Source organism: Ruegeria sp. AI2 (assembly GCF_056541275.1).
Map to the genome: position 1 here is coordinate 1 of NZ_JBQFYB010000025.1, position 21,239 is coordinate 21,239.

Genomic DNA, 21,239 nt, shown 5'->3' on the forward strand with positions numbered 1-21,239 from the left:
TCTACCAAAGCATCGAAAAACAAATGGGACGAGAAAAACTCAATCAACTCCTCGACCTGCTCGAAGAACTACAAGCCGTCAAAGTCTGACCCCGCCTTGTAACGGCGAGGTCAGGGAAGATTTAAAGGCTCGCCAAACCGGTATCCAGCGCCGACAGGATCTTGGACACATCGTCAGACGTGATGATCAGTGGTGGCGACAGAATAATGTTGTTACCCGACACCCGGACCATGACACCGTCATCATATGCTGCGTTCTGAACCTGCAACGGAAGATGCTTGGCAATCGGTGCTTTGGTGCTGCGATCCGAGACCAGTTCCATCGCGCACATCAGACCCTCACCGCCGCGCACGTCGCCGACCACGTCGTACTTGTCGGCCAGCCTTTTCAGACCGGAAAAAAGCTCATCCCCACGAGCGGCGGCGTTCTCCCACACCCGCAGGCGGTTAATTTCCGCAAGTGCTGCCAAGGCTGCTGCCGCTCCGACCGGATGGCCGGAATAGGTGTAGCCCTGATCGACGGAGGCTTTGCCAGTGGTGTCGCGTTCGAACACTTCGGCAACTTGACCGGAAATCATCGCAGCGCCGAATGGGAAGTACCCGTTCGTAATAGCCTTGGCCGTCGTCATAATGTCCGGCTGCACACCCCAGTGCCGGGCTCCGCTTTCGCTGCCGGTGCGGCCAAAGGCTGTGATAATTTCATCCGAGATCAACAGAACGCCGTGTTTCGAGCAGACCTCGCGCACCAACGGCATGAAGCTCTCGTGCGGTGGAATTACACCACCAGCACCCAAAACAGGTTCCATGATGAACGCTGCAACAGTATTTGCGCCCTGGAACGCAATCTCAGCTTCCAATGCTTTGACGCAAAGCTGTGCCAAACGCTCGGGATCGGTCTCGTCGAAGGGATTGCGATAAGTCCATGGTGCCGGGATGTGGAAACATCCAGGCATCATCGGTTCGTAGGCAGCACGGAACTTCTGGTTGCCATTGACCGACGCTGCAGCGAAATGGGTCCCGTGGTACCCCTGTTTCAAGCTTATGAATTTGGTGCGCCCATCCTCGCCGCGTACCTTGTGGTACTGTCGTGCCAATTTCAGTGCGATTTCAACCGAATCGGAGCCGCCCGAAGTGAAGAACGCGCGGGTCAATCCATCTGGCTCGAAGAACCGGGCCAGCTCGAATGACAATTCGATCGCCTTATCGTTGCTGGTGCCACGGAAAGTTGAATAATAGGGCAAAGCGTTCAGTTGGTCGGCAATCGCCTGCTTCACTGGCTCGCAGGAATAGCCCAGATTGACGTTCCACAACCCTCCCACGGCGTCGATGGCCTTGTGGCCGTCCACATCGATGATGCTAACCCCTTCGCCGCCGACCAAAATGGTTGGTAGGTTCTTTTGGCTGTCGGCAGGGTGCGCCATCGGGTGCCAAAAATAGCGGGCGTTGTTTTCCTTAAGGAAGTTGGAATCCTTCATTTCAAAATTCTCCGGGAAATTCGTCCGACCGAACACTCGGTCGAAACTCAGTTGGAAAGTTTGCAGGAGCCTGGCCACCAAAGATTGCCGTAAGCTCTTGCGAAACTTGTTTCAGGGTATTCAGTAGGGGCGGCTGCCGGTCGCCTGCGGTTCTGATTTCAGGAACCGCGAATGAAACCGTCCCAAGCGCCAGTTGATCAATTCCGAAAACCGGGGCTGCAAAGCCATGAACACCGGTTTCGAAACTTCCGTTACTATAGGACCAACCGGTTTCCTTTACTTCGACGAGACGTTCTTGAATGAGTTCAAGGTTCGTTAGCGTAGAGGCAGTAATACGGGGCAAGTCGCGATTTTTGAGGCCTTCCAAAAGTGCAGGAGGGCCAAAACAAAGCATGCACAATCCTGAGGCTGTGGCGTTGAGCGGAAGGACTTCCGTAGGGTCTAGGCTAACTCGAACGCTGTGCTGAGTTGTCTCGACCACTAGCGCCGTTTGAAGAACATCATTTTCCAGAAGAGAAAGGTGCAGGCTTTCTCCTGCTTGTTGCATCGCGGCCTGCATTTTTAGGCGCGCTGCTTTGAGACCGGGATTTGCAATCTCGCGTAACGCGGCAAGACGCAGTGCCGCCGGGCCAATCATAAAGGATTTTGTTCCCTGATTCTGCTCGATCAATCCGAACTCTTCCAGTTCACGCAGATGCCGAAGAACAGTCGCCTTATTGACACCAGATAGCCGAGCCATCTGGGTCAGCCCGATTTCGGGCCGTGCGTTGGAGAATAACTCCAACAATCTCAGAGCATTAAGAGCAGTTCCCATAAGTTACTCCTCCTCCTTAAGAGAATACTTGACACAATGTAATTAACAACGCAACAATAAACATGACTTACCGGTTCATTATTTGAACCATCAATGGGAGGAGTCTATGAAGAAAATTCTTACCGCTGCCGTAATGGCGGTCTCTGCATCAGCTGCTTTCGCTGAGTATCCAGAGAAACCTGTATCCTTCGTCGTTCCGTGGCCTCCGGGCGATCTGGAGGATGTATTGACACGTCTGATCGCAGATGAATTTCAGGAAATGTACGGCGTGCCAGCAGCAGTCGTGAACAAGCCTGGCGGTGGTGGTGGTCCGTTCCCTGGTGCTGTCGAAGTCGCCACTGCTCCGGGCGATGGCTATACGGTCGGCTCTTTTGTAATAGGCGTGCCGGTGATTGGCCCCGAGATTGGCATTCCAGAGCTGAACCCCAACCCATTTGACCCAATTGGCATCTTCCTGACCTATCCGTTCGTGATAGCGTCCAGCAAAGACGCACCCTTCTCATCTTGGGAGGAGTTGGTGGAACATGGCAAAGATAACGATGTTGCACTGGGGCATTTCGGCTCTGTCCTGCCCCCCACCCAGGTGACATTCGCAGCTGCTGTCAGCAGCGGGTTTGATTTCGCCAGTGAAGCCGCATTTGATGCTCTGGACTGCAACACCCTGACTTCAGGCGACGTGGACGTGATCAACACGACACTTCAACTTATACTACCCTGCTTAGATCAGGTGAATGTTCTGGCCAGCATCGGCGGTGAGCGGATTCCCCTGGTCCCTGACACTCCGACTGTTGTCGAGCTAAATCCTGACCTGCCTTTGGCACTATGGAACGGTCTGTTCGTTCACAAAGACACCCCGGCAGAGGCGCGCGAGAAGATCGCGGCAGCCGCTCAAAAGGCTCTGAGCTCCGACAAAGCCAAGCAGCTTGCCGAGGAAACAGGTGCACTGATCTACTGGCAGGACCCGGACGCCTCCAACGCGCAGATTGAAAAAGACAAAGCCTCTTTCGCCAAAATCGAAGAGATTCTGGGCGAATAACTCAAGATTGGCCCGGCAGGATTCAAACTGCCGGGCCTGTTTTAATCGGTGGGGAGGTAGAGATGATCGCGAAAACCTTACAGGACATGTTCAAACGATATCGCCGTCCTGGCGATGTAGTTTTTGCGTTCGTGTTCCTTGCGTTTGCAGTCTTTTTGTTAATGCAGCTGGACGAGCAGACACAAATCGTCAAGCGAACCAAGTGGTTCGCACAGCCCAGCCTTTGGCCAATGATAGCCCTCTGGGCCATGGTGGTTTTCGGATTTCTGCACTGGCTCAGTTCAGCAATGTCACAGCGGCGTCACGGACGGTGGACCGAAGTGGCATTCTGGTTCAGGTCGTTTGAATATGTTTTCTACTTCCTCGTTTACGTAAAAGCTGTTCCCTTGCTTGGGTATCTTCCCGCGACGGTCATTTTTGCCGTGTTTTTGGCAATTCGCACCGGGTTTCGCGATGCTAAGGGTATCGGTTGTGCCGCATTGTTCGGCGTTTGTGTCACGGTCATCTTCAGGGCTTTCTTGCAGGTGAAAATCCCGTCCGGCGCTCTCTATGAGTATTTACCCGACACGGTTCGCGCGTTTGCGCTGACGTATCTCTGAGGTTTCGCTGATGGACGCTCTATTTTCAGGTATTTCGATACTTGCGCAGTGGCCGGTTATCGCTGCTCTTTTGATCGGGTCGATCGGAGGCGTGATCATTGGCGCCTTGCCAGGAGTTGGAGCGCCGGTGGCAATTGCCATTCTGTTACCTGCCACTTTCGCGTTTGAACCCATCGTTGGCCTGACCCTGCTGCTAGGCATCTATGGGTCCTCGATGTATGGCGGTGCAATCCCTGCCGTCCTGATCAATACACCGGGCACAGCAGTCAATGCCTTGACCACCTATGACGGCTATCCAATGACGAAGCGCGGCCAGGGTCATCGGGCGTTGTCACTGGCCTATTCGGCGTCATTTTTTGGAGGCATCTTTTCGATAATTTGCCTTATGCTCTTGTCTCCCGTCCTAGCACTCGTTGCCCCGCATTTTGGCAGCCGTGAGATTTTCCTAGCCGCGTTGCTTGGCATCATATTGGTAATCCTCGCTCATCGCGGCCAGATCTTTGCAGCGGGCATGCTGGCGGCATTTGGTCTGTTCTTGAACACTGTCGGGCTGGAGCCGGTCAAATACACCCGTCGTTTCACGTTCGAGCAAAGCTGGCTGGCTTCTGGGGTAGACCTGATTGTTGTTGTGCTGGGGCTGTTCGCAATCAGTCAGGCATTGCTTCTGTTGCTGGAAAAAAACCATGCACCGGGTGAAGCACATGTTGGCGGAAGCATCTTTGCGGGATTAAAAGAGCTGCTTGGCCTCAAGCGTATTGCAACCGTGTCATCCAGCATCGGCGTGTTCATGGGCATGGTGCCGGGCACCGGCGAGTTCACCTCGCAATTCCTGTCATACACATACGCACAAAATACCTCTAAAAATCCAGAAGCCTTTGGCGATGGTTCGCCCGAAGGTCTTGTGGCTTCTGAATCCGCAAACAATGCTGTGCCCGGAGCGGCGATGATCCCGCTGCTGGCGCTGGGTATTCCTGGCGAGGCACTGACGGCAATGATGTTGTCAGTCTTTTATGTGCACAATGTGATACCCGGGCCGCAGCTGTTCGAAAACCAGATGGATTTCGTCATGGCACTTTACATGGCACTGATCCTGCTGAACGTGATCGTTCTGGTGTTTTTGCTGTTCTCGACCAACTTGCTGCTCAAGATCATTCAGATTCCAACTCGTTTTCTGGGCATCATGATCCTGATCCTGGCGTTTGTCGGCGTATACAGCCTGCGCAACTCGATCACCGACTGTGCATTGGCCGCGGCATTTGGAGTGTTCGGTCTGATCCTAAAACGGCTGGACTTGCCGATAGTTCCGATCATCCTCGGCATGGTTTTGGGCGGCATTATGGAGGTCAAGCTCCGCAGCGCCATGGCTCGGGTTAATTCACCGCTGGATTTTGTTGATAGACCGATTGCCGCCATCTTGTTCGGTATGATTGTTCTGATCCTCATTCTGCACTTTCGAGCTCTGTACTTCGAGTTCAGAAATAAGCTGCGACCAGAACCAAACGCCGAACCCGTCGATGCAGATCACCCAAATCAACAAGGTTGAGAATATCCATGGATCAGTCCCTAATCGACGTGCTGCGAATGCAGCAAGTCGCCCCGCGCGGCCACTTCATTAACGGCGACTTCACTGAAGGTGAAACGGGTGCGCAGGTCGAAGTGTTGTCTCCCATCGACGGCCGACCTCTGACTAGGATCGCCGATGGCAGCGCGGCGGACATTGAAGCTGCCGTCCTGGCCGCTCGGGTTGCATTCGAGGACGGGCGATGGTCCGAAATGGCACCGTCAGGGCGCAAGAAAGTGTTGCTGAGGCTAGCGGATCTGATCGAAGAGCGTGCGCTGGAAATCTCTGTTCTGGGGGTGCGCGACAACGGCACCGAGATCAGCATGGCGTATAAATCCGAGGCGCTTTCGGCGGCGGCGACATTTCGGTACTATGCCGAAGCAATCGACAAGATTTATGGCCAGATCGCGCCAACCAGTCACGATATTCTTGGCCTGGTACACCATGCCCCGGTCGGCGTGGTGGGTGCAATTGTACCGTGGAATTTTCCGCTAATGATCGGCAGCTGGAAAATTGCTCCGGCCCTTGCGGCAGGCAATTCTGTAGTATTGAAACCCGCAGAAAGCGCTTCGCTCAGCCTTTTGAAGATTGCTGAACTAGCCGCTGAAGCCGGGGTTCCGGATGGCGTGTTCAACGTCGTGACAGGGCGCGGCTCGGTTGTGGGCGAGGCACTGGCACTGTCGATGGATGTGGACATTATGGTGTTCACTGGGTCAGGTGCGACGGGTCGTCGGTTGCTGGAGTATTCAGCTCGTTCCAATCTGAAGCGCTGTTACCTTGAGTTGGGCGGTAAGTCAGCCAACATCGTCTTCAACGACGCCCCGGATCTGGCCGAGGCCGCCAAAGTGTCCGCAGCGGGAATCTTCCGCAACTCCGGTCAAGTCTGCGTTGCTGGCTCTCGCCTTCTTGTTCAGGAAGATATCTACCAGGATTTCGTGGCCGAAGTCTCGCGCCATGCTGAAAACTTTCGCGTCGGCGATCCGCTGGACCTAAACAGCCAGATTGGTGCCGTTCACAGCCTGCCGGAACTTGAGGCCAATCTGGATTTTGTTGCCAAAGCCGAGGCGGAAGGGGCAGAGCGGCGCACCGGTGGTAATCGCATCCTGATGGAGAGTGGCGGCTATTATATGTCTCCGACCGTAATGGCCGGGGTAAAAGAGACGGACCACTTGTTTCAGAACGAAGTCTTTGGCCCCGTTCTGGCGGTGACCCCGTTCAAAAACGAAGAAGATGCGATCCGGTTGGCGAACGCCACCGTGTATGGCCTGGCTGGCGGTGTCTGGACATCTAACCTTGGCCGCGCCCACCGTATGGTGGCTGGTATCCGCACAGGCGTCGTGCATGTGAACACCTATGGCGGTGCTGATCTGACCGTACCGCTTGGAGGAGTGCGCCAGTCCGGCAATGGGCACGACAAGTCTTTGCACGCGCTTGAGAAATACTTCGACCTGAAAACGGCCTGGATCAAGCTCTGAATGGCGGCGGAACGAAGGAGGAGCTTATGACTATGAAAACGATCCTGCTGATCGGCACCTATGACACGAAAGAAGCCGAGATGCGTTTCATTGAAAACGCAATTCGCGCACAGGGCGCTAATGTACTGACAATGGATGTCTCAGTGCTGGGTGATCCCAAGACGCCAACCGACATCTCCAAGCACGACGTCGCTTCTGCCGGTGGCATGACCATTGATGAAGTCATCGCACAGGGGGATGAAAACAAAGCTTTTCGGGTAATGTCCGCGGGTGCCGCAAAAGTGGTTGCCCAGGCCTATGCCGATGGCCGCTTTGACGGGATGCTGGCCACCGGCGGTACCATGGGCACCGATCTGGCGCTGGACTGTGCGCAAGCGCTGCCGATGGGTGTGCCAAAATACATTGTGTCCACTGTCAGCTTTTCTCCGCTGATCCCTCCGCATCGTCTGGCGCCGGATATTCAGATGATCCTGTGGGCCGGCGGGCTCTATGGTATGAATTCGATTTGCCAGTCTTCACTCAGCCAGGCAGCCGGGGCAGTTGTTGGCGCGACCAAGGCCGCTATTGCACCGGACCGAAGCAAGCCATTGATTGGAATGACCAGTCTTGGCTCGTCTTGTCTGCGCTACATGAAGACGTTGAAACCGGCGTTGGAGGAACGCGGTTTTGAGGTGGCGGTTTTCCACTCTACCGGCATGGGTGGCATGGCATTTGAAAAGCTGGCTGGCGAGGGCGCATTTGCCTGCGCGATGGATTTCTGCATGCAGGAATTCGGAAATTTTATGGCGGGCTCTGTCGTGTCCAGCGGCGAGGAGCGTGTAACCAGTGCAGGTCGCGTAGGCACACCGCAGATGATCGCGCCCGGAGCGTTGGACCTGTTGGATTTCGCGGGCTGGCAGGACATCCCCGACCAATATTCAGATCGTCCGTTTCACGTGCATAACCGACTGATCAAGAGTTCCGTCTTCAATGGGGATGAACGCCGCGCTTGGATCCGTGAACTGGCCAACCGAATGCAAGCCGCAACCGGGCCAGTTCACTTTTTCTTGCCTGTTCAGGGGGTTGAAGCATGGGACAGGGAAGGTGAGGCGGCGCATGATCCTGAAGCACTGGCAGATATGGTGGATGAGGCACGCAAGGTTATACCGGGTCGTGTGCCGATGACGGAACTTGACGCTCATATCAACGACAACGCGTTCAGCGAAGCGGTCCTCGTGCAATTTGATGCCTGGGTCGAGCAGGGTGTAATCAGCAAAAATCGCTGACCTTCGTCATTCCAACAAATGCATTTTGCCTTCGGACGCCGTGGCGCCGCCTCGAGGGATACCTGCGAAAGTTGCAAACCATAACAGGAAAAAGATCAGCTTATTGCCGACAAGACAAAGCTGCTTGGACCCAATGTATCATCCCTCTAAGGCGACCCGGTCCATTTTGTTAGGGGTGAAGGAGTATCCTGCCAGGTATCGCGACACTGGGGAAATCAAAGACGAATGGCCATCCGGTGGGTGGTGTTGTTACACGAGCAGAATTCTTTGTTACTTCTCTTAAGTGCTATCGCTATTTCAATACGTTTAATAGCAACCCCGTTTTCTGTGCTGCAGCGATGGCGGTATTGGAAGAGATCAAAGACAGCAATTGCTGGAGAGCGCGAAAAATGTGGGATTGCATGCTCGCAAATGAATGGAAGCGCTGGCTCAGAAACGTGCCGTTATTGGAAACGCACGCGGATTCAGTCTGATCTTCGGTGCAGAAATTGCTTTAGACCGCGACGGCAAGGAACAAGGATATCGGCTTTCGCATAACTGGACGAGTAATACGAGAAAAGCGATCATTCTGTTGGACACGTCTCCGGTTTGATTGGACCAGACAGTGACTATCGGAGCGGAACGCTCGAATTGATCGTGTCACTATGAACTGTTGGGTCACTATTTATGGGCTACGGTACAAAAACGGTAACGTCCCTAGTACCTTTACACCCGCACACCACCAAAAGGACACGCGTAAGCAGAATAGCAAAGCCAAATTGATATGCCGGGTGTGATCCTGAAAAAACAGAGCGTCACATACATCCTTCCGACACTTCACTCTTCGGTAAGGTGTTTCCTGACAGTTGGATCAATCTTGGTACTATGGGTTGAGTAGATACCACAGGCGGCAATGGCCTCACGCGCGGTTACCCGCTCGTGCAGGCGCTTCCAGATTGTTTTGGCGGCGTAGGGATGCGGGTAAGGGCGCCAAGCAACACCCATCGTCATTCCCCGCAGATACTTTAGTTGCTGGCGGTGCGCTGAATATAAGATGGTATTGGCAACGCTGCCTTCGCGCATCAACTCATGTTCGGTTACAAATATCCTGTTTCCCCGCATTGTCACCAAACCAACGTAACGAGAAATCTGGTGCATGCTTTTGTCTTGTGATGTGGCAATTTCGCGGGACCGGATTGTGAAAAGCCCATCAACTTCCTGAATACGGATTAACGAACAAAATATCTTCCCTTCCCAGGAAGGCGTGCAGAAAAACGAGTGATAGAAACCAACATAGCGCCTGAGGTTTTTGTGTTGGCCCCGAAAAGGATCCAGAAACGCGTCTGCGGGCGTTTTTCCGGTTGGTGGTAAGACGTCCTTTAGCATTTGCTCAAAGCGAGCAGTTTCAGCGAACAGTTCGGCTTCTGTCAGGCCGAAATGGCGCGCGATCCGACGCATGTTGTGGGCCGAAGGCAGGCTGGAGCCATTCAGATACCGATTGAATTGCTGCCGGTTGACGCCAATATCCCGACAAATCTTTGAAATATTGCCGTGTTCTGCGCATAGCGACTTCAGGTTGGCAGAAAAATACTGGGACATGGAAAAATCTTTCGCTATTTGACGCTATTTCGCTGCAAATAGCATCACTTCGCATAAGATTGCACAATTTGTTTTTTCTGCAAATTGTTTTCTTCTTCGGCATCAGCTCGCAAAAAACAAGCTCTCGGATGCCAGTTAAAACCGTCGAAAACACATGGATCACACTCTCCGACGGGCGGAGGCTTGCTGCTCGACTCTGGTTACCCGAAACCGGTCCAGCTCCGGCCATTCTGGAATACCTGCCTTACCGCAAACGCGACGGCACAGCGCCCAGGGATGAAACAACACATAAGGTATTTGCCGAGGCTGACTATGCCTGCGTTCGGGTCGATATAGCGGGCACGGGCGACAGCGAAGGGCAATTCGACGATGAATACTCGGAACAGGAACTGAGTGATGGTGAAGAAGTCATCGCATGGATCGAAGCGCAGGATTGGTGCGACGGTCACGTTGGGATGATCGGAATATCTTGGGGTGGGTTTAATGGTTTGCAACTGGCTTTCCGGCAACCGCCTGCGTTGAAGGCTGTCGTCAGCGTCGCCTCGACCGTGGATCGCTATGCAGATGACATCCATTTCATGGGTGGTTGCCTGCTGAGCGACAACATGAACTGGGGTAGTCAGATGTTCGCTTATCTGACCAGGCCCGCAGATCCGGCCTTACGCGCAGACTGGCGAGAGGACTGGCTGATGCGGCTGCAAAACGTTCCATTTTCAGCCGCCGATTGGCTGCGTCATCAGACGCGGGACACATACTGGAAGCACGGCTCGGTTTGCGAAGATTGGTCTGCTATCCAAACCCCGGTTTTGGCCATAACCGGCTGGGCAGATGCGTATGTAAATGCCCCGCCTGCTTTGACAGCCAACCTGACATCGCCCACCAAGGCCGTCATCGGGCCGTGGGAGCATCGATACGCGCATATCTCGAAAATTGATCCTGCGGATTTCCATTCCGAAGTCATCGGCTGGTTTGATCGCTGGTTGAAAGAACAGGAAAACGGTGCCGAAGATTTGCCTGCGTACCGGACATACATGCAGGAGCATTTCAACCCGACACCGAAAAACAGCCCTCGGCAAGGTCGCTGGATAGCTGAAGGTCGCTGGCCATCGACGCACATACATGAACAGATCTGGCATCTGGCACCGGGCGAGTTTTCCCCTAGCCCAGCCCAAGGTTCCGCAGCCATTTCGTCGCCCTGCCATTTGGGCATGCAAAGCGGGTATTTTTGTGCAGGTATGCGGATCGATAACGAGTTGCCCGACGACCAGGCAAGCGACGATGCATTGTCGCTGTGCTTTGACAGCGCGCCAATGCGTGCGCCGCTGGAATTGTTGGGGCGCGCAAGACTGAAGTTTAGGTTTTCAGTAGACAAGCCTGTCGCTCAGCTTATTGCGCGCCTATGCGATGTATCGCCCGAGGGTATTTCACAGCGCATCAGCTACCGGTCGTTGAACTTATGCCATTTCCGCGATCACGAGACACCTGAATTCTTACAACCCGGCGAGGAATATGAGGCCGAGATTGCCCTAAACGAATGTGCGCATCGACTGCGTGAGGGTCATGTGTTGCGGCTGGCCCTGTCGACGTCCTACTGGCCGATCATCTGGCCATCGCCAAACCAGGCACAGGTGACATTGCATTTGCAGAATTGCGCCCTGCATTTGCCGGTGCGCGAAGTATCGCGTGAAATCCAAGCTTCCGAACCCGGTCCGGCGCCGAAGTTTCCGGTTCTTGCAGCCGATCAATTGCGGACACCTACGTCGCATTCCGAACGTAAAGAAACAGAAGACGGCCGGATCGTGCTTGAGACGTTTGACGACTATGGTAAGTCACGCGATCCCTATCACGGCCTGATTGTCGGCAGTGATGTGCGCATGCATTACGGCATTCACCCGGATGACCCGGCCACTGCCCGGTTTGAGACGGCCTGGAAATTCACATTCGAGCGGGCGGAGTGGCAGGTCGCCATCTCGACCGAGTGCCGCATGAGTTGCGACACGCAGAATTTCTACCTCTACCGCAAACTTCGCGCCACCGAAGGTGCCGATGAAACCGAAGTCCTGACAAAGGAATGGTCGGAAACCATTCCACGCGGATTTCTCTGACTTAATCCTAGGGAGGATACTATGAAGATAGAATGGACAAAGGCCAATGTTGGTCGTCGCGGGTTCCTGAAAGGCGCAACCGCGCTTGGAGCGACCACGGCGCTTCCGATGGGGTGGGCAAATCGCGTATTTGCAGCAGACGACGGCGTTCTGCGGGTACGGGCCTATGGCGATGCACAGAATATGGATCCGGCCCACTCGGTTGGTGTCGTGGAAGAAGAGGTACATGCCTCGATCTACAACAAGCTGATCCAGTATAAGCCAGGCGAGGAATGGGGCTGGCAGCTCGACGCGGCAACGATGATCGAGCAGGTTGACCCCACCCATATCAAGTTTGCATTGCGTGACGATATCGGCTTCACCAACGGCTTTGGCGCCATGACCGCCGAGGACGTCAAGTTCAGCATGGAACGGATCGTGGATGACGCGACCGACAGCCCAAACAAACCCGACCTGGGACCGTTCAGCCATGTTGAAGTGACCGGTGAACGCGAAGGGACGATTGTGTTGAACAAACCCTTCGCACCGATTTGGTCAATTGCCCTGCCTTACATCACCGGAAACATTGTTTCGAAAGCAGCGGTCGAAGCAGCCGGTGGCCGGATCGGTGCTGATCCGGTGGCAGAGTCCGGCCCATATCTGCGGGACAGCTGGTCGCCCAAGGAAAAAACGGTTCTTAAGCGCAACCCTGACTGGAATGGCGATGCTCCGACCTGGGACACAATCGAGATCTATCCGATCGACGACGAAAACACCGCCGAGATCGCGTTTGAAGCGGGCGAACTGGACGTAACTCGCGTGTCGCTAGGTTCAGTCGAACGTTATCGCGCTGGTGTTCCCAATGGGGGATCGCTGGTTGAGAAACCCTCGCTTTACTATGTCTGGATGGGAATGAATGTTGAACATCCAAAGCTGCAAAATAAGAAGCTGCGACAGGCGATTCAACATGCCATAGATGTCCCCAGCATTCTGGAGGCTGCCTATTTTGGTGCAGCCGAGCCGGCAACCGGGATCATTGCTCCGGGTCTGGCTGGGCATCGGCCGTCTTCGCTGGTGCCACCTGAGGCAAATTTCGAAAAAGCGGCGCAACTGCTTGCGGAATCGGGTGAAACCAACGTCACTCTGACCCTCGACACGCTAAACAAGACAACGTTCACGACAACTGCACAGATCATTCAGGCGACGCTGGCGCAAATCGGTATCACAGTTGAGGTGAATGTTCTGGAATCCGGTGCGTTCTGGGCGTCTGGCGACAACGAAAACCTGCAACTTGTTCTGAACCGCTATTCGATGACGCCGGACCCGTATTATGCGACGTCGTGGTTTACGCCCGAGCAAATTGGCAAGTGGAACTGGGAACGCTTTAACAGCGCAGAGTTCAACGAAATCCACGAAGCTGCGGCTGGGGAAACAGATATCGCAAAGCGGGCTGAAATGTACCAGCGTGCGCAGGACTTGATGGAAGAAAGCGGTGCCTATCGCTTCATCACACACGAGGCAACACCGGTCATTCACAGCGCAGGTGTCATTCCTGCATTGCGCCCGGACGGGCTGTCGCTGCTGCGTTACTTTGGCAAGTCGACCTGACCTCCCCAGGTCGACAGGGAGCGGCAGGCGCTGACACTCGCCGCTCCATAACCAACGCCATCCAGCCACAAGGAGCAAGTTGGCCATGCTGAACTTCGCAACCCGTCGCTTCGGGCTGTCGCTGCTCATCCTTTTCGTGGCGGTCACCGTCATGTTCCTGATGATCCGCGCTGTACCAGGCGATCCGGTCCAGATCATGCTGGGTCCGCGCGCCACACCCGAGCTTCAGGCCCAACTCACCGCCGCACTTGGTCTTGATCAACCGATCTGGAAACAGCTGCTGATCTTTTACTCGAACCTTTTGCAGGGTGACCTTGGCACCGATGTCTTCTCGGGTCGGTCTGTGACTGAGATTGTGTTTCAGCAATTGCCGTTCACTCTGGAGCTGATTTTTGCATCAATCCTGTGGTCCGCAAGTCTTGGTATCGCACTTGGCGCTTATGCGGCTGCGCATCCAAACACGATGATCGACCGGGTCGCCGCCGCAATTTCCGTCAGTTTTGTTGCCGCTCCGGCCTTTGTTGTTGCGCTTTTGGCTTTGTTGGTTTTCGCCGTTAATTTGCAATGGTTTCCCGCCATTGGGGCAGGAGAGGGGTTCTGGGACCGCCTTGACCATCTGGTTCTGCCAGCATTCGCCATAGGGCTCAGCTGGGTAGGATATATCGCACGGCTGGTACGGGCGTCGATGCTCGAGGTCATGGGTGAAAGCCATGTGCGTACCGCCCGGGCCTTTGGTATCGCGGAACGTCGCGTGGTCATGGTTTACGCATTGCGTATCGCAATTCTACCCGTGGTCACCGTGATCGGGGTCGGGATGGGCTTTCTGCTCAGCTCAGCCGTTTTTGCCGAAATCGTTTTTGCCCGACCAGGCTTGGGTAAGTTGGTCATCGACAGCATCACGACCCGAAACTATCCGATTGTGATGGGTTCGGTCCTTGTATCAACGGCACTGTTCGTTGTGTCGACCGCCTTGGCCGATCTGATCAACGCGCTGCTCGATCCACGCGCACGCACGGCTCATTAAGGAGGCGGAGTGATGGTAAAATCTCGTTCCGAACTTGGCCAGATCATAGTCGGGGTTGCCCGCGACCCGCTTGGGTTAATGGGTTTGATCATCGTTGGGACCATCGTGTTCTGCGCGATATTTGCTGTCTGGATTGTGCCTTACGATCCCATTGCCATGGATATCAAATCCCGCCTGCAAGGGCCGTCCGCGGCGCATCTGTTGGGCACGGATCAGCTGGGTCGCGATACGTTTTCGCGGGTGATTGCTGGGGGGCAGGTTGCGCTTAAAGTGGCGCTGCCAGCTGTTTTCGGCGCGATGGCGATTGGCCTGACTTTGGGCATGATAGCCGGGTACGGACCAAAATGGCTCGACAACCTGCTGATGCTGTTTTTCGATACCATCCGGTCCTTTCCGACGGTGATGTTTGCACTGGCTGTTGTGGCCCTTGTCGGGCCCAGCTTGCAGACAGTTGTATTCGTGGTCATGGCGACCTCAATCCCGACATATGGGCGCGTGGCGCGAACCCAGACCCTGACGCTTCGCAATTCTGAGTTCATTCTGGCAGAGCGATCAATGGGGGCCAGCATGACACGTATTCTGGGTGTGCACATGCTACCCAATATCATCGGGGTTCTGGCTGTTTTGGCAGCCATGGATATACCCACCGTCATCGCGCTGGAGGCCGGGCTGTCGTTTTTGGGGTTGGGTGTGAAACCCCCGACACCCAGCTGGGGAGCCTTGCTCAAGGATGGCTATTCCCTGATCCGCCAAACACCGTGGCTGGTGGTGGGCGGGGGCCTGCCGATCATTCTGGCAACACTTGGATTCACTTTCCTGGGCGAAAGCCTACGTGATGTGGTCGACCCGAAATTGAGGAAACAGCGATGACCGATACACTGCTGGAAATCGACCGCCTGAGTGTTGACTACGAAACGGGCCGTGGCGACCTTAAGGCCCTGAGGGACATCACATTCAACGTCAACAAGGGTGAAATTGTTGGTATTGTCGGGGAATCCGGATGCGGCAAATCCACCCTGATCTCATCCATCCTGCGCCTGACCGCCCCCAATACGCGGTTCCGTCAAGGTGAGGTTCGTTTCAAAGGGCAGGACCTGTTGAAGGCTTCCGAGCGTCAGATGCGCGACCTGCGCGGTGCAGACATATCCATTGTCTTCCAGGATCCGATGCAAACGCACAATCCGGTTCTGACCATCGGGCAGCAGATGCTGGACATTCAGCATCGCTCAAAGCAGTCAAAGGCGGATAAATTGACCCACGCAGCCAAGATGCTGGGTGCTGTCGGCATCCCCGATCCCGAAGCGCGCCTGAAGCAGTATCCGCATGAGTTCTCAGGTGGGATGCGCCAGCGGATCGCCATAGCAATGGCGTTGATGTCCGAGCCGGACCTCTTGATTGCGGATGAGCCAACCACTGCATTGGACGCCACTCTTGAGGTACAGATCATCGAGCGCCTACAAGAATTACAGCGCGAGTTTCATTGTGCCATTCTGTTTATTTCGCACCATCTGGGCGTGATCGCTGAACTCTGCGACCGGGTGGTGGTGATGTATGCAGGAGCCGTTGTCGAAAGCGGCGATGTGCGTGAGATTTTCCACAACCCTAAACACCCCTATACACGTCGTCTGATCGAATGTGATCCCGGCCACATCAAAGAACGCGCCCGCGTTTTGCCCACCATCCCCGGTGAAGTGCCTGATCTGGCCAACCTGCCCGGGGGGTGCATCTTTCGGGACCGATGTGATCAGGCCATGGCGCGCTGCGCGACCGATGTGCCGCCACTGGATCAACTGAAAGAAGGCCACCACGCCGCATGCTGGCTGAACCACGAGGAGGTCGCAACATGAGCTTGCTGAATGTCGTGGATCTTAAAACCAGTTATGGACCGGTCAATGTTCTGGCGGGTGTCAGCTTTACCGTAGAACCTGGCGAAACTTACGCTCTGGTTGGTGAAAGCGGATCGGGTAAGACGACGGTAATCCGCGCGATTGCGGGTCTTGCGCCTGCACAGGACGGTTCGGTCACATTCGAAGGTCGGGAAATTCGGGGCGCGCCGGAAAGCGTCATGCGTCCGCTGCGTAAAGACATGGCGATGATGTTTCAGGACCCGGTCGGTAGCCTGTCGCCCCGCCTGACAATCCGCAGCCTGATCACCGAACCCTATCGCATTCAGGGTATGAAAGATCGCGATCTGGATGCAGAGGCCAAGCGCCTATTGGAAATGGTGAACCTGCCCGCGCATTTTGCCGATCGCTATCCCTATCAGCTGTCAGGAGGTCAGGCCCGGCGCGTGGGCGTCGCGCGCGCCCTGGCGCTGGAACCCAAGCTGATCCTTGCGGACGAGCCGACTGCCGGTCTTGATGTCTCGGTCCAGGGTGAGTTGCTGAACCTGCTCAACGATCTGCGCGAAAGGCTGGGGCTGGCGATGGTCATCATAACGCACAACCTCAGCGTCGTGCGTCACGTGGCCGACAGAATGGGCATCATGTATCTGGGCCGTTTGGTCGAGGAGGGCACAACCGAAACGATCTTCAACGACCCGCGCCATCCCTACACCCGCTGCCTTCTGAGCGCCAACCCCGAGCCGGACCCGGATGCGCGATTGGAACGGATCGCCCTCAAAGGGGAGCCTCCCAGCCTTCTGAAGCGGCCATCTGGCTGTGAGTTTCGCGAGCGTTGCCCCTTTGCCAGAGACATTTGCACCCAAACCCCGGAATGGGAAGTAAAGGGCGGCCATGGGCTGCGTTGTCTGGCCCCGCTGTCGTAACTAGGAAATCCAATGCCAAGCACACTCTACTTCAACGGCACCATCCTGACTATGGATGCGCAGAACTCTTCACCAGAGGCGGTGCTGACTGACGGCAACAGAATTCAGGCAGTGGGGGCCGAGGCTGAGTTGCGCGCCCGCATGCCTTCGGATGCGCACGAGCAAGATCTGAAGGGTCGTACCCTGATGCCCGCCTTTATCGACCCACACGGGCACTTTCCCGATCCCGGCTTTGTCAAGCTGTTCCGTGTCGATCTGTCTTCGCCGCCTTTAGGGGATTGCAGAGACATGTCACAGGCGTTGGACAGTCTTCACGAAAAGGCGAGTGCAACACCCGAGGGTGAATGGGTCATGGGGGTGTCCTTTGATAATACGTCCATTCTGGAAGGTCGAATGCCCACACGGGCCGAACTGGACAGCGTGTCACAACGCCATCCAATCTGGGTCATTCATGCGTCGGGTCATAATGGTGTGGCAAATTCTCTCGCGCTGGAAAGACGCGGGATAACCCGTGAAACTCCTGATCCAGAGGGGGGCCGTTATGGCCGCGATCCGGAAACCGGAGCGCTGACCGGATTGATGGAAGGGCTGTCGGCCATGGGTGAAATGGGCGATACTGATTTCCTGATTGACCGCGACCGGTTTTGGCGGGGTTTTGACGCCTGCCGCAGCGAATACCTGGCCCATGGTGTGACCTATGCCCAAAATGCCTGGGCATCGCAGCCCATGCTGGACCACTTCGCCAGCCTGCCTGCGGATCAGGATCCGGGAATTGACATCGAGCTTTTGCCCGTCGGAGATCTGGAGCCAGAGTTATCTTCGCGTTGGATTGGAACGAGCTGGCCGGGCAACCCGCATTTTTCACTGGGTCCGCGCAAACTGTTTACGGACGGGGCCTTTCAGTTACAGACCGCGTATTTGTCTGCTCCATATTTCAAACCTGCCAGCCCTGATAATCCTTGTGGAATGACCTATACCTCGCAAGAGCAGTTGGTTGCGGATGTAGAAAAGCTCCACAGTCAGGGCTTGCAGATTCACTGCCACTGCAATGGCGATGCCGGTGCCGAGATGTTCATAGATGCGGTGGAAAAGGCGCTTGTTGCACACCCGCGCCAGGATCATCGACATACCATTATCCATGGCCAGGTTCTGAGGGATGACCAATTGGAGCGTATGGCCCGGCTTGGTCTGACCGTCAGCTTCTTTCCCGCCCATGTCTTCTTTTGGGGGGATCGTCATTACGATACTTTCCTGGGGCCCGAGCGAGCCGAACGGATATCGCCAGCGGCGTCAGCCGAACGGTATGGCGTGCGATACACGATCCACAACGACGCCTCGGTCACACCGACGCGTCCAATCCATCTTGCCCATTGTGCGGTGAACCGAAAATCCGCTTCTGGCCGTGTGCTTGGCGAGGATCAGAAGATCAGCGTTGTTTCAGCCCTGCGGGCCCAAACCATCGAAGCCGCTTGGCAGGTGTTCAAGGAAGATCAACGCGGATCCATAGAACCGGGTAAAATTGCAGATTTTGTTGTTCTTTCGCGCAATCCACTGCACGACCCGGACCGCCTGTCAGACGCTGTCGTGCTTGAAACCATCCGCTATGGCGAAAGGGTTTTTTCTGCTGTGTGTACTGAACAAGAGTTTGAGCACGCATAATGGCGACCAAGCGTATTGTGATCGCGGGGTTCCAACATGAAACCAACTGTTTCGGTGTAACGAAAGCTGGGATGCCTGAGTTTGAGATGGCGGATTCCTGGCCGGGAATGCTGCATGGTTCACAGGTTATTCTGGAAACCGAAGGCATGAACCTTCCGATCGCGGGTTTCACCGCCGCGGCACAGGCAGCGGGATTTGATGTCATTCCCGTTTTGTGGTGCTCTGCCGAACCGTCCGCCCATGTCACCGATCATGCATTCGAAACGATCTGCGGGATGCTGTTGGACGGAATATGGGGCGCAGGCCAGATTGACGGTGTCTATCTTGATCTGCACGGAGCTATGGTCTCCGAAAGCCTTGCTGACGGTGAAGGAGAGCTTTTGCGTCGCGTTCGTGAAACTGTGGGTCCAGACGTTCCAGTGGTCGCAAGTTTGGACCTTCATGCCAACATTTCCACCGAAATGGTTGAACACTCAGATTACCTGTCGATTTTTCGCACTTACCCACATTTGGATATGGCGGAAACGGGTGCACGATGCGTTCCAGTCTTAAGTCGCCTGCTGGCGGGTGAACCCCTATACAAAACGTTCCAACCGGTGCCTTACCTGATCCCCCTGCATGCGCAACACACGGGTTCTGCGCCGATCAGTGATATCTATCAATTGCCTGTCAGGTTTGAACAGCAAGACATTCTGGCAGAGATCGCTCTTGGTTTTACGGCGGCGGATTTTCCTGACACCGGACCATCCTGCCTTGCTTATGCCTTGACTGCTGAAAAAGCGGCTGCCGCTGCCAAGGAGATTGTCAGCATGTTCCTGTCCCGTGAGGCCAATCTTGAATGTAAGATGTTGTCTTTGGAAGAGGCCGTTTCCACATGTCGTCAAAGGCGCGAAAAACCCATCGTTCTAGCCGATGTTCAGGACAATCCGGGCGCAGGCGGAACGTCAGATACAACGGGGCTGCTGGCCGCTTTGATTGAGGGCGGGGTAAAAAACGTTCTGATGGGTCTGTTCCATGATCCGGAAAGTGCCATTCAGGCCCATGCTGCAGGGGAGGGCGCACGGATCATTTTGGCTATCGGCGCAAAGTCGAACCTGGCCGGACATGTTCCATTCAGGGCAGAGTTTGAGGTGCTTTCCTTAAGTGATGGAACGTGCCGCTATACCGGTGAAATGTATGGCGGCGGAACAGCTACGCTTGGCAAGACAGCTGCGCTTCGCTTGGTTGGACACGACGCCGAGATCGACCTTGTCGTCACAAGCATACGAAACCAATGCCTGGATCGCGCGCATTTCACACACATCGGGTTAAACCCTCTGAGTTATTCGGTGATCTGCGTCAAAAGCACAGCGCATTTCCGGGCGGATTTCGAACCAATTGCAAGCCATGTATATGCGGTTGCTGCGCATGGGGTTTTCCTCTGCGACCTTGGAAAGGTCCCTTATATTTGTGTCAACAGAAGGTTGGCCAACAGTCGCCATACCTCCTTTGACGTGATGTGAAACGAAAGTTTGTTGACGTGCGATATGCCCCAATGGATTCAAATATCTCGACCCCGAAGGGTCAGCCTTGAGCCGTCCACATAAACCTGACCCCAATTGGATCTTGAATACGATTCTCTGAGGCCAGTCGGCCAAAATGCATCTTCATACACCAGTTGACCCACGTCTCTCTCAGAGCTTGTTACAACGCAAAGGCAACTTGGTCATCACTGAACCGTTTCTTCGGCATAGATACACTTCTCTCGCACCAGAAATGTATCCGAGGCAATCGCAGCGCGATCAGCATCTCCTACAGAGCGGGGTCAACATTACCAAAAGAAGCTGTCATCCTCCAGCAAGGATGCAATTGTCAGGTTGGCATCCTCTTCTGACACATTGTCTGTGGGTTCATGCAACACAGCTTCCAGGATGGTTGTCGAAGGCCCGTAAATGTTGTTTTTCACGCAAGAGACAACCAATCCATAGATATCTTCCTCATCCTGGAAGGTGGGCAAGTCTGGCACGAATTCCAGATAGTCGACATCTTCGTCCCATTCGGAGGCACCGGACTCCTCGGCCACCGTCACGGTATTGTTTTCGGGTGCCAACAAAGCGCTAAATTTTGGTTGAGCAGGACCGATGGTCCCATTTCCATCAATATCGTAACTGTAGAAGACTTCGACATCCACAACATTGGCAATGGTAACGCCGCTTTGGTATTGCCCCGAAGCATCCGTGGTCCATTCGGCATATGACCCGTTGGTGTTCAGCCACAACACCTTGTAGCCACCGCCCGACGCTTCGGCCTGGAGTG

Annotated in this window: 18 protein-coding genes; 14 read left to right on the plus strand and 4 right to left on the minus strand. The window is 55.0% G+C overall.

All coding sequences use genetic code 11. The features are described from left to right. Positions 1-121: 121 nt before the first annotated feature. Both ACR0LL_RS20465 and ACR0LL_RS20470 read right to left on the minus strand, forming a co-directional pair. Positions 122-1,474, minus strand: coding sequence for an aminotransferase class III-fold pyridoxal phosphate-dependent enzyme (locus ACR0LL_RS20465; protein ID WP_480589099.1), 1,353 nt, complete (start codon positions 1,472-1,474; stop codon positions 122-124). Between the two features lies 1 nt (position 1,475). After that, entirely contained in the window at positions 1,476-2,288 is an 813-nt protein-coding gene (locus tag ACR0LL_RS20470; RefSeq protein WP_480589101.1) for an IclR family transcriptional regulator, read from the minus strand. Between the two features lie 106 nt (positions 2,289-2,394). Between ACR0LL_RS20470 and ACR0LL_RS20475 the strand changes: the two genes are divergently transcribed. The 6 genes from ACR0LL_RS20475 (at position 2,395) to ACR0LL_RS20500 (ending at position 8,816) form a co-directional block, all read left to right on the plus strand. Next, positions 2,395-3,324, plus strand: coding sequence for a tripartite tricarboxylate transporter substrate binding protein (locus ACR0LL_RS20475; RefSeq protein WP_480589103.1), 930 nt, complete (start codon positions 2,395-2,397; stop codon positions 3,322-3,324). 62 nt (positions 3,325-3,386) lie between these two features. Next, positions 3,387-3,923, plus strand: a complete 537-nt coding sequence (locus ACR0LL_RS20480) for a tripartite tricarboxylate transporter TctB family protein (protein WP_480589105.1) — start codon at positions 3,387-3,389, stop codon at positions 3,921-3,923. Positions 3,924-3,933: 10 nt separating this feature from the next. Then, complete coding sequence (locus ACR0LL_RS20485; protein WP_480589107.1) at positions 3,934-5,466, plus strand: tripartite tricarboxylate transporter permease; 1,533 nt, start codon at positions 3,934-3,936, stop codon at positions 5,464-5,466. Between the two features lie 8 nt (positions 5,467-5,474). Continuing rightward, entirely contained in the window at positions 5,475-6,959 is a 1,485-nt protein-coding gene (locus ACR0LL_RS20490; protein WP_480589109.1) for an aldehyde dehydrogenase, read from the plus strand. Between the two features lie 26 nt (positions 6,960-6,985). Beyond that, on the plus strand, positions 6,986-8,224 hold the full coding sequence (locus ACR0LL_RS20495; RefSeq protein WP_480589111.1) for a Tm-1-like ATP-binding domain-containing protein: 1,239 nt from the start codon (positions 6,986-6,988) through the stop codon (positions 8,222-8,224). 415 nt (positions 8,225-8,639) lie between these two features. Beyond that, positions 8,640-8,816 (plus strand): hypothetical protein, encoded by a 177-nt coding sequence (locus ACR0LL_RS20500; RefSeq protein WP_480589113.1) that lies wholly within the window; start codon positions 8,640-8,642, stop codon positions 8,814-8,816. A 224-nt stretch (positions 8,817-9,040) separates the two neighbouring features. On the opposite strand, the gene ACR0LL_RS20505 is transcribed toward ACR0LL_RS20500, so the two are convergent. Next, positions 9,041-9,802 (minus strand): helix-turn-helix transcriptional regulator, encoded by a 762-nt coding sequence (locus ACR0LL_RS20505; RefSeq protein ID WP_480589115.1) that lies wholly within the window; start codon positions 9,800-9,802, stop codon positions 9,041-9,043. Between the two features lie 128 nt (positions 9,803-9,930). Here ACR0LL_RS20505 and ACR0LL_RS20510 point away from each other — a divergent pair, with 128 nt between their 5' ends. From ACR0LL_RS20510 to ACR0LL_RS20545, 8 genes are all read left to right on the plus strand, one after another. Further along, positions 9,931-11,907, plus strand: coding sequence for a CocE/NonD family hydrolase (locus ACR0LL_RS20510; RefSeq protein ID WP_480589117.1), 1,977 nt, complete (start codon positions 9,931-9,933; stop codon positions 11,905-11,907). Positions 11,908-11,928: 21 nt separating this feature from the next. Further along, positions 11,929-13,494 (plus strand): ABC transporter substrate-binding protein, encoded by a 1,566-nt coding sequence (locus ACR0LL_RS20515; RefSeq protein ID WP_480589119.1) that lies wholly within the window; start codon positions 11,929-11,931, stop codon positions 13,492-13,494. A gap of 85 nt (positions 13,495-13,579) precedes the next feature. Continuing rightward, positions 13,580-14,518, plus strand: a complete 939-nt coding sequence (locus tag ACR0LL_RS20520; protein WP_480589121.1) for an ABC transporter permease — start codon at positions 13,580-13,582, stop codon at positions 14,516-14,518. 12 nt (positions 14,519-14,530) lie between these two features. Beyond that, complete coding sequence (locus ACR0LL_RS20525) at positions 14,531-15,388, plus strand: ABC transporter permease (protein WP_480589123.1); 858 nt, start codon at positions 14,531-14,533, stop codon at positions 15,386-15,388. Beyond that, the gene (locus ACR0LL_RS20530; protein WP_480589125.1) at positions 15,385-16,365 is read left to right on the plus strand and encodes an ABC transporter ATP-binding protein; all 981 of its coding nucleotides are present in this window, start codon (positions 15,385-15,387) and stop codon (positions 16,363-16,365) included. The genes ACR0LL_RS20525 and ACR0LL_RS20530 overlap by 4 nt, the downstream gene beginning before the upstream one ends. Further along, complete coding sequence (locus ACR0LL_RS20535) at positions 16,362-17,285, plus strand: oligopeptide/dipeptide ABC transporter ATP-binding protein (RefSeq protein ID WP_480589127.1); 924 nt, start codon at positions 16,362-16,364, stop codon at positions 17,283-17,285. The genes ACR0LL_RS20530 and ACR0LL_RS20535 overlap by 4 nt, the downstream gene beginning before the upstream one ends. Before the next feature lie 12 nt (positions 17,286-17,297). Continuing rightward, positions 17,298-18,944, plus strand: coding sequence for an amidohydrolase (locus ACR0LL_RS20540; protein ID WP_480589129.1), 1,647 nt, complete (start codon positions 17,298-17,300; stop codon positions 18,942-18,944). Further along, positions 18,944-20,446, plus strand: a complete 1,503-nt coding sequence (locus ACR0LL_RS20545) for a M81 family metallopeptidase (protein ID WP_480589131.1) — start codon at positions 18,944-18,946, stop codon at positions 20,444-20,446. The genes ACR0LL_RS20540 and ACR0LL_RS20545 overlap by 1 nt, the downstream gene beginning before the upstream one ends. 308 nt (positions 20,447-20,754) lie before the next feature. On the opposite strand, the gene ACR0LL_RS20550 is transcribed toward ACR0LL_RS20545, so the two are convergent. Beyond that, on the minus strand, positions 20,755-21,239 hold a 485-nt coding region (locus tag ACR0LL_RS20550; RefSeq protein WP_480589133.1), incomplete at its 5' end, for a hypothetical protein.

Excerpts from the sequence above, each read along its gene's own strand:
- ACR0LL_RS20465 (WP_480589099.1), bottom strand. The coding sequence starts at position 1,474 with ATGAAGGATTCCAACTTCCTTAAGGAAAACAACGCCCGCTATTTTTGG.
- ACR0LL_RS20470 (WP_480589101.1), bottom strand. The coding sequence starts at position 2,288 with ATGGGAACTGCTCTTAATGCTCTGAGATTGTTGGAGTTATTCTCCAAC.
- ACR0LL_RS20475 (WP_480589103.1), top strand. The coding sequence starts at position 2,395 with ATGAAGAAAATTCTTACCGCTGCCGTAATGGCGGTCTCTGCATCAGCT.
- ACR0LL_RS20480 (WP_480589105.1), top strand. The coding sequence starts at position 3,387 with ATGATCGCGAAAACCTTACAGGACATGTTCAAACGATATCGCCGTCCT.
- ACR0LL_RS20485 (WP_480589107.1), top strand. The coding sequence starts at position 3,934 with ATGGACGCTCTATTTTCAGGTATTTCGATACTTGCGCAGTGGCCGGTT.
- ACR0LL_RS20490 (WP_480589109.1), top strand. The coding sequence starts at position 5,475 with ATGGATCAGTCCCTAATCGACGTGCTGCGAATGCAGCAAGTCGCCCCG.
- ACR0LL_RS20495 (WP_480589111.1), top strand. The coding sequence starts at position 6,986 with ATGACTATGAAAACGATCCTGCTGATCGGCACCTATGACACGAAAGAA.
- ACR0LL_RS20500 (WP_480589113.1), top strand. The coding sequence starts at position 8,640 with ATGGAAGCGCTGGCTCAGAAACGTGCCGTTATTGGAAACGCACGCGGA.
- ACR0LL_RS20505 (WP_480589115.1), bottom strand. The coding sequence starts at position 9,802 with ATGTCCCAGTATTTTTCTGCCAACCTGAAGTCGCTATGCGCAGAACAC.
- ACR0LL_RS20510 (WP_480589117.1), top strand. The coding sequence starts at position 9,931 with ATGCCAGTTAAAACCGTCGAAAACACATGGATCACACTCTCCGACGGG.
- ACR0LL_RS20515 (WP_480589119.1), top strand. The coding sequence starts at position 11,929 with ATGAAGATAGAATGGACAAAGGCCAATGTTGGTCGTCGCGGGTTCCTG.
- ACR0LL_RS20520 (WP_480589121.1), top strand. The coding sequence starts at position 13,580 with ATGCTGAACTTCGCAACCCGTCGCTTCGGGCTGTCGCTGCTCATCCTT.
- ACR0LL_RS20525 (WP_480589123.1), top strand. The coding sequence starts at position 14,531 with ATGGTAAAATCTCGTTCCGAACTTGGCCAGATCATAGTCGGGGTTGCC.
- ACR0LL_RS20530 (WP_480589125.1), top strand. The coding sequence starts at position 15,385 with ATGACCGATACACTGCTGGAAATCGACCGCCTGAGTGTTGACTACGAA.
- ACR0LL_RS20535 (WP_480589127.1), top strand. The coding sequence starts at position 16,362 with ATGAGCTTGCTGAATGTCGTGGATCTTAAAACCAGTTATGGACCGGTC.
- ACR0LL_RS20540 (WP_480589129.1), top strand. The coding sequence starts at position 17,298 with ATGCCAAGCACACTCTACTTCAACGGCACCATCCTGACTATGGATGCG.
- ACR0LL_RS20545 (WP_480589131.1), top strand. The coding sequence starts at position 18,944 with ATGGCGACCAAGCGTATTGTGATCGCGGGGTTCCAACATGAAACCAAC.